The organism is Candidatus Latescibacter sp. IFSED24, from assembly GCF_058273205.1.
In genome coordinates, this window is record NZ_CM177850.1 from 4,792,834 (window position 1) to 4,805,375 (window position 12,542).

Consider the following 12,542-nt stretch of genomic DNA (forward strand, 5'->3'; position numbering starts at 1 on the left):
TGATGCCCCCTCCGTCCCGGTGGCGACATCCCGAGCCAAGCTGACCGCGAGCGGATCTGGTGGCGCTGGCGGTCTCGATTCCGCTGTGGAGATCCGCCGGTGATGGGTATGATGGGCCGGGTGGGCCCGAGCCGGTGCCGTGCCTCGACACGAAAGAGACCTGACCATGCGCCTCCTGCTGTTGATCGTCATCCTGTCCATGCTGGCCCTGGTTCCGGCGTCCAGCGCGCAGGATCTGGAGCCGCGTGCCTTCTCCCCGGCACCGGTGAGCATGAACTTCGGGCTCCTGGGTTATGGCTATGGCGAGGGCAACGTCTTCTTCGACCAGTCGTTGCCGGTGGAGGACGCCACCGGCACGCTGCACAGTGCGACCATGGGTTACCTGCGCACGCTGGACTTCTTCGGCGCCACCGCCAAGCTGGGCGCGGCGGTCCCCTTCGCCTGGGGCGACTACAAGGGACTCTGGCTCGACCAGCCGGCCAGTGCCTCGCGAAGAGGCTTCGCCGATCCTCTGTTGAGCTTCGCTGTGAACTTCGTGGGGGCGCCAGCGAGGACCTTGCAGGAACTGGCGGCCTACCGCGAGGGGACCATTGTCGGCGCCTCTCTGCTGGCCAGCGTGCCGCTCGGGCAGTACGACGCGTCGAAGCTCATCAACCTCGGTTCCAACCGCTGGGCCATTCGCGGCAGGATCGGCGCGTCGCACCGGCTGGGGCCATGGAGCCTGGAACTTATGGGCGAGCTATGGGCCTTCACCCGCAACCCCGAGGCTTTCGGCGGTGTGAGCATCAGCCAGGACCCCCTCCTGGCGGTCCAGTTCAATGCCATCCGCCAGTTCCGGCGCGGCTTCTGGATCGGTGCCGGGGTCGGCTACGGCGAGGGCGGGCAGACCACCGTCAGCGGGGTCGCGAAGGACACCCGGCAGATCAACAAACGCTTCGGCGCCACGCTCGTCTATCCGCTGGACGCCAGGCAGAGCTTGAAGCTCATCTATTTCAACAGCCTCAGCACCGTGGTCGGCGCCGACTTCGACAGATGGAGCCTCGCCTGGCAAGTCCGCTGGGGCGGAGGGATCTGAGCACCGAGGAGGAACCCGTGGGCAACCGAGATGCGCGCATAGAAGGCAAGATGCCGGCACGAACAGCCGTCGGTGTCGTTCTGGGACTGGTGGCGATCCTCGCGGCTGACCTCGCTCCGGCCCAGCGCGACCTTCCCCCCGAAAAGGGTGGCCTGACCTACGCGCTCGGCATGCCGCCGGTCTACAAGGGCCGCTCCGGATTCGAGCTCGGCTGGTACCGTCCCAGCGGCCTCAGCGAACTCTCGGGCTTCTACAACCTCGGCGTGAGCAAGAGCCTGGGCAGCCCCGTGGTCGGCATCGCCGCGCTCCGACTGGAGGGCTACCTCGGCGTGACGAGTCAGGAATTCGACGGCGGCGGCCGGGCGCTGTTCGAGGTGCCCAGCTTCCATGTCGGAGTCGGCGTGGACTACAACGGTTCCGACGAGGTCGTCGATGTCCTCTACGCGCTCGATCTGCCGATCCACCGCGGCGGGATCTTCGGCCGCGGCACCACCCTGGCGCTGCGCTGGCTGCCTTCGCGCGAACAATCGTTCAGCCTGGGGGTCAACGTTCCGCTCTGGGGCCGCAACATCGGGGCGACCCGTCCCAAGCGCGACCATGTGCGGCTGGTCAAGCACGACCCGGAACGGTTGGAGCTGGACCTGGCCGGCGAGGAGCTGGAGCGCACCCTCGACGACCTGCGTCTGCGGGCCCACTGGATCATGCGCCTCAGCCAGCCCTTCGCCGAGCACTCCGGCGCCGATCCGCATCAGGCCATGGCGCCGGTCCTGTCCGAGCTGCGGGAGCACCTGGCCCTGAGCGACGCTCGTTTTCCGCAAGGACACACCCTGCCAGCGGAGGTCGACGGCTACCACCAGGCGCTCGGCCACGCCTTCACCCTGGCCGCCGGCGTCAGCGCCGCCGAGGGGTGCCTTATCCGCGACCAGGCCTGCACGAACCTGCTCGACGAGGTCCTCCTGCCCTATAACCACCTGATCGGCCAGCGCAAGACCGACGACTCGCTCGTCGGCATGATCGCCATCGGCCAGACCGAGTTTTCCAGCTGGGTGCTCACGGAACTGGAGCTGTCCAGGGACCGCTCGCGCCGGGTCTTGTACGTCTTCCAGACGCTCTGCGACATCATGGAGGAAAATCGCCGGGCGTTGCGCGAGCGCTGGGAGGATTCCCGCTTCGTGTGGCTGCCGCTGCAGTACGCGCTCCGGCCGGATCAGCACGACAGCCAGCGCGAACTCGACGCCATCATCGCCAGGGCGACACGCCAGGAGTTCACATGCGAGAACCGGGTCTGGTACGTGATCAACGAGGAGTTCCAGTGGGAGATGGCCCGTTCGGTGCGCGAGGCTGAGGACTACCACGTGCTCTGGATCCACGACTTCCGCGGCAAGAACGGCCAGGGCGAACCCGACGCCATCGCCTACGCGCACACGCTCAACTACCTCGAGGCCATGATCGAACGTGTCCAGGCCTACGACGAGACCGGCAAGCTGCCACAGTACTTCCTGCTCCTGGACCAGCACTACTTCGAGATCAACAAGGCCCGCCTCTGGCTGCGCCTGCTGCGCGAACCCCTCGATTACGAGCTGGACCTTCCCGGGGAGCACGCCGACTGGGAACAGCGGATCCGCGAGACCCAGGATCGCCTGCGCGAGGCCGTGGCCCAGTCCTTCCTCCTGCGGGTCGGCGCCAGCCAGTACGGCGACAAGTGGCTCAAGAATCTTCTCAAGGTCCACGTCAACATCACCAACCCCGCCGACCCCTCGTTCTGGTCCTGGCACATCGCCGGGATCATTCCCATCCCCGACAACATGATGCGCGACCACCGCAAGATCGCCTTCTACGACATCACCGAGGCCGACCCTTACCGCGGGATCGCCATGTTCACCGGTATGGGGATCGGAGAGCACTATGTGGGCGCCGGCTGGGAGGATCGGGCCATCATGGTCCAGGGCCCCGGCGCCCTGGCGGTGAAGATCGCCGCCCGTGGCCTGCTCGAGGCCCAGGGCTACGAACCGGAGGAGATCCCCTATCCGCTGCGTGCCCAGGACCGGCCCGCGGCCTACGAGCAGCGGCTCGCGGAGGAGCACGCGACGAGGACCCCGGACTGGCTCGATGATCGGGGCAAGGTGCTCCAGTTGCACAACGAGACGGGTTTCCACGACAAGCCCATCAACGTGGCGAAGGGCGTACTCTACTCGCTCATGCCACAGGGCTCGGTGCTCAATGTTCCGGACTCGCTATGGCAGAGCTACCTCTATGCCTCGCTGCTCTCGGGCAGCGCGCTGCGCGGTTGCCGTGTGCTGGTGATCGCGCCGACCAAGGACACCGCACCCAGCAATGCGGCACCCACCCTGGCCCGGGCCCACGGGCTCATGGGTCGGCTCATCGTCTTCGCCAACGATCTCGAGGACGAGATCGCCGCCCAGGACGGGCTGTTGAAGGTGGGCCTCTACGCGCCGCAGCAGGGAGTCGGCGATATCGCGGACCGCTTCCGTCAGGCCGAGGAAGCCGAGCTGGAATGGGCTCGGGGGACCTTTCCGCGGAACCCGGAGCTGGACGCCGTGGTCGCCAGCGCTCCGGCGATCCTCGATTCGCTGGGCTACCAGGTGAAATACCTGTCGACCGAGGAATCGACCGAGGAATCGACCGAGGAATCGACCGAGGAATCGGCCGAGGAATCGGCCAAACGGCCCAAGATCCATCTCAAGGCCAACTACTTCACCTCGGCCACGGCCTGGAACAAGTTGCACGCACGACCCGAGCTGGCCGGGGTCGTGCGCGAGTACATCGCCTACCTGGCCCGTCAAGCGGGCGAGGGCGGCGAGGGTGGCGACCAGCCCGACGTACGGGACATCCCCGAGCGTCTCGCCGCGGCGTGGTATGACCTGATCGAGAACCTGTTGCGCGATCTGACGCCCGCGCAGCGCGAGGACTTGATCTACTACTTCACCGTCGGCAGCACCAACATGGACTACCGCAGCATGGTCATGGACGGCGAGGTCATGGTGTTGCTCGGCGGCTGGCAGAGCCTCTTCGGCTTCCTCGACTTCATCCTGTTGCCGGGCCTCTGCGAGTGGCTGGACACCACCGAGGAGCTCGATGCCCTGCTGCCACCGCCGGGCGGCGTGACGCGCAGCCTGGCCGGCCTGATGAAGCTCTCGCTCTAGATCGCGGCCAGGGCGGGGGACGCGTCAGTTCTCCGCCCCGTACACCGCAGGCTCGAATTCGCCCTCGCTGCGCGCCACCACGGTGGTGCACATCATGTCGCCGGCCACGTTGACCGCGGTTCGCGACATGTCCAGCAGCCGGTCCACGCCCAGGATGATGCCGATCCCCTCCACGGGCAGGCCGATCTCCACCAGCACCATGGACAGCATGATCAGACCCACGCCGGGGACGCCCGCCGTGCCGATGGACGCCAGCGTCGCCATCATCACCACGCGCAGGAAGTCGCCCACGGTCAGGTCGATGCCGTAGACCCCGGCGATGAAGACCGTGGCCACGCCCTGCATGATCGCCGTGCCGTCCATGTTGATGGTGGCGCCCAGCGGCAGCGTGAAGGCGTGGATCGATTCGTGGGTGCCGAGCCGCGTCTCGGCCACCTCCATGGTGACCGGCAGGGTGGCGTTGGACGACGAGGTGGAGAAGGCCACGATCATGGCGGGGTAGATGTTGCGGTAGAACTGCCAGGGATTGAGCCGACCCAGCAGGGTCAGGAACAGCGGGTAGACCACCAGCGCGTGGATGGCCAGCGCCCCGATCACGCAGCCCATGTACTTCAAGAGCGGTACGAACACCGCCAGGCCCTCGCCCACGATCACCTTGGCGATCAGCGCGAACACGCCGACGGGCGCGAACCACATGATCATCACGACCATGCGCTGGATCACGTGGTCGGCGCTCTCGAGCACGCGCACCAGCGGCTCGGCGCGCTCGCGCACGGCGGCCAGGGCCAGGCCCGCCAGCAGCGCCACGAAGATCACCTGCAGCATCTTGCCCGACACCATGGCGGCGAACGGGTTGGTGGGCACGATGTCCACCAGGATGTCGGTGATGGGTGGCGCCTGGGCGCCCTCGAACGAGGCGTCGAGGGGAATGGAGAGGCCGCTGCCGGGGTGCACCACGCTGGCCAGCAGGAACCCGATGGAGATGGCGACGGCGGTGGTCGCGAGGTAGATCCCCATGGTCTTGCCGCCGATGCGGCCCAGCTTGCCCAGGTCGCCGATGGCGGCGGTGCCCAGGGTGAGCGAGACCAGCACCAGCGGCACCACCAGCAGCCGGATGCCGTTGAGGAAGACGCGGCCGATGGGATCGTGGAACCAGCGCACGGTGGCCTGGTTGACCGCGTCGGGCAGCAACCAGTACTGGAGCAGGCCGCAGACGATGCCCGCCGCCAGGCCGATGAGGATCCAGCCGGTGAGGTTGATCTTGCGCCAGGTCATGTCGCCCTTCCCTTGGCTCGGAGCATGGCGGTATTCGCGCTGACTCTAGCCTGGATCACGCCGCGAGACCACCCCGATCAGGCCCGCGAACCGACCGGCCCGTTCGCCCTGGGCGCGCCAGCTCCAGAAGCGATCGCCCTGGCAGATGGTGCAGATCCGGCTCTGCTCGATCTGATCGGCAGGGACGCCGCCGGCGGTGAGCTGCGCGCGGTTCGCGGCCCAGAGGTCGAGGTGCCAGCGGTCCGCGGCGGGGATGAAGAAGGCGGCGGCGTCCTCGCCCAGCGCGGCGAGCGCCTGCTGGCGGACCTCCGGGCCCACCTCGTAGCAGCAGGGGCCGGCCGAGGGGGCGATGGCGGCGTGGATGGTGGCCGGGACAACCTGCAATTCGCCCGTGAGCCTGGCGATCAGGGTGGCGGTGATGCCGCGGACGGTGGCGCGCCACGAGGCGTGGGCGAAGCCCACCGCGGGGGAGTCGTCGGGGCGCCGGCCGGCCACCAGGATCAGGGGGCAGTCGGCGCTGCGGCCCAGGACCGCGAGGCCGGGCACGTCGGTGATCAGGCCGTCGGCCTCGCCCACCAGTCCCGGGGTGCGCACGCGTAGCACGGTGCCGCCGTGGACCTGACGGACGAAGGCCACCCCGGCCAGGCCGAGCTGGTCGGCGGCGGTGGCGGCGGCCTCGGCGCAAATCGGCGCCACCGCCTCGGTGCCGAAGGCCGGTCCGTCGCGGGTGGTCACGCCGTGGCGCACGCGTGCGAGGGCGGCCAGCCCCGCGAACGTGCCGAGTGGAAACCGGCCGCTCTCGTGGATGGCGAACGTGGTCATCAGAAGTTGAAGACGTCCATGAACTCGAAGGTCCAGTCGTGGTCGCGCTCCTTGGCGGCCTCGAAGCGGAGCTGCCAGCTGAGCAGGCTGACGTGCAGGCCGCCGCCGAAGCTCACCATGGCGCGCGGATCGCTCTGACCGTCGACCGGGAAGAACGCATCGCCCACGTCGGTGAAGGCGTGCAGTCCCAGGCCCACGGTCTCGCCCGTGACCGCCACCGGCATCAGGAACAGCGGGTAGCGCAACTCGGCCGTGGCGAGGTAGGCTCGCGAGCCCTCGCGGCTGGCATACGGGGCGCCGCGCACCGTCTCCGGACCGCCCCAGCGCATGACGTACTCGTCGCTGAGCGCCTGGTTCACGTTGCGGCCGTAGGCGTGCAGGGCGAGGATGGTCTTGCCGGGCAAGGGAACGAAGCCGCGCAGGTCCAGCTCGTTGGTCGTCTGGTCGGCGACGTCGCCGCCGAAGCGATACGACAGCGCGTAGGTGTGGAACATGCCCCGGGTGGGGTAGAAGCGGCTGTCGCGGGTGTCGACGCCCAGGAGGCCCTGCACCTGCCAGGTGCTGCGCCGCTCGGCGGGAAAGAACACCGAGGCGTCCTGGATCGTCCAGGAGTAGTCGTCCTTCTGCTGGAAACTCTCGTAGCCGCCGCCACCCTCGACGTAGAACGGCCCCGCGATGGTCTGGCGCAAGCCGAGGTGTGCCTGCCACTGGTCGTAATCGAAGGGACGCCAGACGAAGCCGCCCTGCTCCCAGCCGGCGTCGGCCAGGAGGCTCAGGCCGTCGCGGCCGAGGAACCAGGGCTTGGTGAAGCTGGCCTGGGCGCGCTGGATGCGGTAGACGATGGCCTGCAGCTCGAGGATCTCGCCCCGACCGCCCACGTTCACGTCGCGCATGGCCGCGCCGAGCAGGTACTTGTGCCGGCGGCTGTAGCGGACGTAGGGAGTGAAGCGCGCGGTCCGCTCCTCTTCCACGGTGACGTAAAGGGTCACGCGACCCTGGTCGTCCTCCTCGCTGTCGAGGTCGACGAAGGCGAAGTAGCCGCAATCTTCCAGGCGGTCCCAGACCGAGTCGAAGGCCTCGAGCGGGAATGGGTCGCCAGGCGCGAGGCCGATGACGCGGTCGACCACGGCGCGGTCGGTCTTGGTGTTGCCCGCGACGACCACCTCGGCGAGGACCGGTTCCTGCGCGGCGGCCGGCCAGGCACTGATGGCGGCGATAAGGGCGAGGCAGGTGAGCAGGAGCAGGCGGCGCATGGGTCCCCCCTGAAAGGCAACGGTGTGGATCGCCGGCGTGACGACCCCTACCCGGCTATTATCGACGTCTTCGGGGAATTGTCCAGCGGCGCGACTAGAGGACGTCGTCGTAGGAGAAGACCGGCTGGCTTTCGACCACTTCCGGGAGGGACTCCTCGCGGGGCAGGGGCGTGTAGGCCGCCAGCTGGCAACAACCGAGCCCCAGCTCGGCCAGGTCCTCGGCCAGATCCTCGGCCTTGAGGTCGCCCAGCAGGACCTGGGCCCGCAGGGGATCCAGGCGGTGGGGCTCTTCGAGGCTCCGGAGCCGCGATTCGATCAGCGCGCGCACCATGGTGTCGAGCACGCCCTGGATGACCGGCAGCGAGATGCTCTCCAGCCCCTGCAGCACGGTCGTGTGAAAGACCACGGGATCCTCCACGACCACGCCGCAGACGCCACGCAGGGCGAGACGCTGGACCTCGCACCCGGACGTGTTCATGCACAGCGACGCTTGATCTTGCCAGCGCCAGGACAGCGGAGCAGCGGTACGGACGAAGAGCAGGCGTCCCTCGGGCGAGGTCTGGCCGCTGCCATGACCCACCCTCACGCGATGCAGGCCGCCGAGGAAGACGCGTTTCAGCTGCCCCGCCAGCTCGCAGAAGGCGACCTGGTCGTCGGCCAGGTCCAGGACCAGGGTCTGGTCGGCGAAGCAGGCCAGTTCGAGCGGTCCCTCCACCGCCAGCGGCGGCGCCGCGGGCTGCCACTCGACCACGCTGGAGGGTTCGTGCTCCTGCCAGGGCTGCTGTTCGCGGTTCATGACCTACCTCCGGCGCATGCGGGCGAATTCCGACTCCCAGCCCAGGCCGAGGAGGAAGTTGCGCTCCTCGGTGGTGCGGCTCAGATCCGCCAGATCCTGGCTGAGCTGGATGGCCTGATTGCGGAACCAGGTCTCCGATGGGGTTTCCCCGTCGAGGTCGCGGGTGAGCCTGAGCGATTCCTCGGCGAGCTGCAGCAGCCGGTTGTCCAGCTCCTCGAGCTCGGGCACGACCTCGCCGGGATCGCCGGCGATCACCACCTTGCCCTCGCGGTCGAGCCTGCGGAAGATCGAGCTGATGTGGTCGACCAGCAGGTCGATGATCTCTTCCTGCTCCCCGCTGAGCAGCTGGCTGCGGCGTTCGGCCACCCCGAGCAGGTGATCGCCGCAGTCCTTGAGCAGCTGGCCCAGCGAGCGGCGGAATTCGCGCTCCTCGGCCACCGCGCGACGGCCCGAGTGGTAACCGTCGTAGCGCGGCAGGTGCTCCATGAGGGTGGTCATCTCGTTGTGACTCACGCTTGCGGCCGGCATGGTGCGCTCCAGGGATGTGGGTTGGCCGAGCGAGGGCGATCCTGCTTGCGGACTGCCCGGTGTTGCAGCATCCACGGCAGGGAACATCAAGGAGCGTTCCGGAGGGGGGAAGGATCGTGGGGTGGGGTGGGAACGCGCCTGAAACGGCGGGTTACGGCGTGATGGCGCGAGGACCATGGAAACGCCCCGGGGCGCGGGAAGGTGCGCTTTGCAACTTCCGGGCACCCCGGGGCGCGATTTGCAAAAAAGTGGTGCTAGGTCGCAATTACCAGCGCACCACCGGGTTGACGAGGCGGCCCAGGCCCTCGATCTCCACCGTGATCACGTCTCCGGGTGCGAGGAAGACCGGCGGGTCCCGGAACTCGCCCACGCCGCCGGGGGTGCCGGTGGCGATGATGTCGCCGGGGAAAAGGGTCATGTGGCGGCTGGCGTGCTCCACCAGCGCGTGCGGCGTGAAGGCCAGCTGCTCGGTGTTGCTGTCCTGCATCACGGTGTCGTTCCAGAGGCAGCGGATGCGTAGGCCCAGGCCCTCGGGCGGCAGCTCGTCGGGGGTCATGATCCAGGGGCCGCAGGGGCCGCCGGTGTCGATACTCTTGCCCCGGAAGAACTGGCGATCGCGGCGCTGCGCCTCGCGGTTGCTCACGTCGTTGAAGCAGGTGTAGCCCGCGATGTATTGGCCGGCCTCCTCGCGCGTGACCGACCGCGCCGGCCGGCCGATGACCACCGCCAGCTCGGCCTCGGCGTCCACCTGGGTGAGATCCTCGGTCAAACCGATGGGGCCGTCGTGGCTCTGCAGGCAGCTGGGAGCCTTGCCGAAGAGCATGGGCAACTCGGGTAGCGGTTTGTTCTGCTCGGCGGCATGGTCGCGATAATTCAACCCCACGCCGATGATCTTCGACGGCAGCAGGACCGGCGCCAGCAGCTGGGCCTCGGCGAGGCGGAAGAACGGCGCCGGCAGCTCGCCCTCCTCGCCCACACCGTCCAGTCGGGGCAGATGATCGTCGTGGAGGCGCCGCAGGCGGCGCATCTCGCTGAACAAAGCATGCCAGGTGCCCGGCAGCGTGGGGTCGGCGGCCAGCAGGTCCAGCCCGACCGTGTCGCTCAGGGCCAGCCCGCAGCGCGGATCCGCCCCCTGCGTGTAGGTGATGAGTCTCATGGGCGGGATTATGGACCAGCCTGCGGGTCTTGTCACCGACGCAGATGGCCCGCCCCGCGGAACTGCGGGGCGGGCCTACCGGTCGTGTCACTGTCCGGGGATATCTCGGGTCACTTGACCTGGATGCGCCGCGCCACCGCCTTGGCGCTCTTGGGCAGGGTCAACGTCAGCACGCCGTGGTCGAGCTTGGCGCTGATCTTCTCGGCGTCCACCTGGTGACCCAGGTTGAAGCTGCGCTGGATGCTGGCCTTGCCGACCATCTCGCTGCGGCGGCTGGTATAGCCCTCGGGAACCTCCAGGCTCCGCTCGGCCTTGATGGTCAGGCTGTCGTCCTCGAGGCTGATGTCCAGATCCTCGTTGCGAACACCGGCCAGATCCATCACGATGCGGTAATCCTGTTCGCCCTCGAGGATGTTGGCCCGGGGCGTGTGCGCCGCGGCGTAGCGCGGGCTGCAGGTGCTGGGGTTGTTCTCGAGAGCGGCGTTGATCAGCTGAGCGATGGGATACATGTTGCTTCCTCCTGTTTCGTGTCCTCTGTCTACAGTTCCAGGGAGGTGGGCCTCCCGTGTTGACCATTTGCCCTCTCTAATACAACTGCCGTGCCAGCACTTGCCAAGAATCGGTCGTTTTTGTAAGACTAATGACATCAAAGAGATAATGCTGTGCCGCCATGGGAGCTCTCCGTGCCCTTGACCGATTCCAGTCCCTTCTTGTCAGGTCGATACTGTCATCGTGACAGAGTATGCGGTCGTGCTGTCAGCCTGGTGGTGACACTCTGTCTGCTGACCTCGGCAGGGCTGGCCGAGGCCGAGGTCCCGGCGCCGGCGGATACCACCTTGCGCGTGGGCGCCATCGAGCTGCAGATGGACCGGATCTTCACCGACGCCGAGGTGGATTCGGCGCGGGGGCTCAACCACACCCTGCGCAAGGTGATGAACGGCCTGCATTTCGACACGCGACCCTGGGTGGTGCGCCAGGAGCTGCTCTTCGAGGAGGGGGATCCCTTCCGGGCCGAACTGCTCGAGGAATCGACCCGGAACCTGCGCTCGCTCGGGATCCTCAACCGGGTCCGCGTGGCGGCCGTCGACACCACCGCGGACGGCCGGGTCGGGGTGCGTGTCCGCACCCGCGAGACCTGGACCCTGGGTCTGGGCCTGAACTTCGCCCTGGCCTCCAGCGGCAAGATCCGCTGGAACCTGGCGCTCACCGAGAAGAACTTCCTGGGTACGGGCCTGCTGGTGCGCGGCTCGGTGGGACACGACCTGAATGCGGGCTACGGCCGTCTCTACTTCCGCCAGAACCGGTTCCTGCGCAGTCCGGTCACCCTCGAGCTCAACCTCGACCAGCGTACCGACGGCTACGACCGCTGGTTCGCCATCGCGGTGCCCTTCCGTGCCGACGACCAGCGCTGGGCCCTGAGCCTGGAGGGCTGGAGCCAGAGCTACGAGACCCGCTGGTACCTCAGCAACGCAGGCCCGGCGGGAGCGGATCCCACGCGCGAGCAGAGCCTCTATGCCAGGCTGCCTCGGCAGTACGAAGGGCTACGGGTCGAGTCGGCGCTGCGGCTGAGCCCCGAGGGGCGCGGTCGGGTCTGGCGTGTGGGCCCTGGCGCGCAGATCACCAAACGGTCGTACGACCTCGATCAACCTGTCTTCACGCTCTCCGACGGCCGCACCGCCGACCTCTCCTTCCTCGCCGAACCCGGCCAGCCCCTGGCGCGCGACATCGGCACGCGGGTGTATCCCTACCTCTGGCTGCGGACCCACGGCCGGCGCTGGGCCGAGACCCGCTACCTCCGGCGCTACGGCAACCGCGAGGACATCCCCCTCGACGCGATCCTGGAACTGCGCGCGGGTCCCTCCGGCCATGCGGTCGGTTCAGACACCGGTTATGGGGAACGCTGGAGCGTATATCTGGGGGCTTCCAACTACGATCGCACCGGCCGCCACTTCTGGTTCCAGTCCATCTCCGCAGATGCCGATCTCGGTCACCCGGAGAACCGCAACCACTCCGTGGACGTGGTGCTGGGGTCGTACGCGCGCTTCGGCCCGCCCGAGCGGCCCTACACCGTCAAGACCTTCGTCGAGGCGTACCATGCCGACGGTCAGCGCGGCGACGAGGTGGCGGTGCTGGGGCTCGACCGCGGCCTGCGCACCCTCGATGTCGACGGCATGGCCGGCGAACGCCTCCTGCGCTGGAGCTGCGAACTGGGGCGTGTGCTCACCTGGGTTCCGCTGGATATCGTCCAGACCGGCTGGGGCCTCTTCTACACCGGCGGTATCGCCCGTTTCCCCGACGAGACCCGCCGGCTCGAGGACGCCCGCCACGAGATCGGCGTCGGCCTGCGTCTGGGCGGCACGCGTTCGGGGACCAGCGATCTGGCGCGCGTCGATCTGACCTACGACCTGACCGGGACCCAGGGGATCGTCATCACCACCGTCTCCCGCGGCTACTTCTAGCTTGCAGCGCCGGT

General features: G+C 68.1%; 10 protein-coding genes. 3 read left to right on the plus strand and 7 right to left on the minus strand.

Annotated features, from left to right (window positions below; genetic code table 11):
- Positions 1-166 precede the first annotated feature (166 nt).
- Both IFSED24_RS19260 and IFSED24_RS19265 read left to right on the plus strand, forming a co-directional pair.
- On the plus strand, positions 167-1,075 hold the full coding sequence (locus tag IFSED24_RS19260) for a transporter (protein WP_491333117.1): 909 nt from the start codon (positions 167-169) through the stop codon (positions 1,073-1,075).
- Between the two features lie 50 nt (positions 1,076-1,125).
- The gene (locus IFSED24_RS19265; RefSeq protein WP_491333118.1) at positions 1,126-4,239 is read left to right on the plus strand and encodes a phospholipase D-like domain-containing protein; all 3,114 of its coding nucleotides are present in this window, start codon (positions 1,126-1,128) and stop codon (positions 4,237-4,239) included.
- A 24-nt stretch (positions 4,240-4,263) separates the two neighbouring features.
- On the opposite strand, the gene IFSED24_RS19270 is transcribed toward IFSED24_RS19265, so the two are convergent.
- From IFSED24_RS19270 to IFSED24_RS19300, 7 genes are all read right to left on the minus strand, one after another.
- Positions 4,264-5,514 (minus strand): dicarboxylate/amino acid:cation symporter, encoded by a 1,251-nt coding sequence (locus IFSED24_RS19270; protein ID WP_491333119.1) that lies wholly within the window; start codon positions 5,512-5,514, stop codon positions 4,264-4,266.
- Positions 5,515-5,559: 45 nt separating this feature from the next.
- Positions 5,560-6,336 carry a purine nucleoside phosphorylase YfiH/LACC1 family protein gene (locus IFSED24_RS19275; protein ID WP_491333120.1) on the minus strand — a complete coding sequence of 259 codons (777 nt, stop codon included), beginning with the start codon at positions 6,334-6,336 and terminating at the stop codon, positions 5,560-5,562.
- Positions 6,336-7,589, minus strand: coding sequence for a BamA/TamA family outer membrane protein (locus IFSED24_RS19280; RefSeq protein ID WP_491333121.1), 1,254 nt, complete (start codon positions 7,587-7,589; stop codon positions 6,336-6,338). The genes IFSED24_RS19275 and IFSED24_RS19280 overlap by 1 nt, the downstream gene beginning before the upstream one ends.
- Before the next feature lie 94 nt (positions 7,590-7,683).
- Positions 7,684-8,385 carry a hypothetical protein gene (locus IFSED24_RS19285; RefSeq protein WP_491333122.1) on the minus strand — a complete coding sequence of 234 codons (702 nt, stop codon included), beginning with the start codon at positions 8,383-8,385 and terminating at the stop codon, positions 7,684-7,686.
- Between the two features lie 3 nt (positions 8,386-8,388).
- Positions 8,389-8,913, minus strand: a complete 525-nt coding sequence (locus tag IFSED24_RS19290) for a hypothetical protein (RefSeq protein ID WP_491333123.1) — start codon at positions 8,911-8,913, stop codon at positions 8,389-8,391.
- Positions 8,914-9,178: 265 nt separating this feature from the next.
- The gene (locus tag IFSED24_RS19295; RefSeq protein ID WP_491333124.1) at positions 9,179-10,069 is read right to left on the minus strand and encodes a fumarylacetoacetate hydrolase family protein; all 891 of its coding nucleotides are present in this window, start codon (positions 10,067-10,069) and stop codon (positions 9,179-9,181) included.
- A 110-nt stretch (positions 10,070-10,179) separates the two neighbouring features.
- Positions 10,180-10,578, minus strand: a complete 399-nt coding sequence (locus tag IFSED24_RS19300) for an Hsp20/alpha crystallin family protein (RefSeq protein ID WP_491333125.1) — start codon at positions 10,576-10,578, stop codon at positions 10,180-10,182.
- Positions 10,579-10,833: 255 nt separating this feature from the next.
- On the opposite strand from IFSED24_RS19300, the gene IFSED24_RS19305 reads away from it, so the two are divergent.
- Complete coding sequence (locus tag IFSED24_RS19305; protein ID WP_491333126.1) at positions 10,834-12,528, plus strand: hypothetical protein; 1,695 nt, start codon at positions 10,834-10,836, stop codon at positions 12,526-12,528.
- The last annotated feature ends 14 nt before the right edge of the window (positions 12,529-12,542 follow it).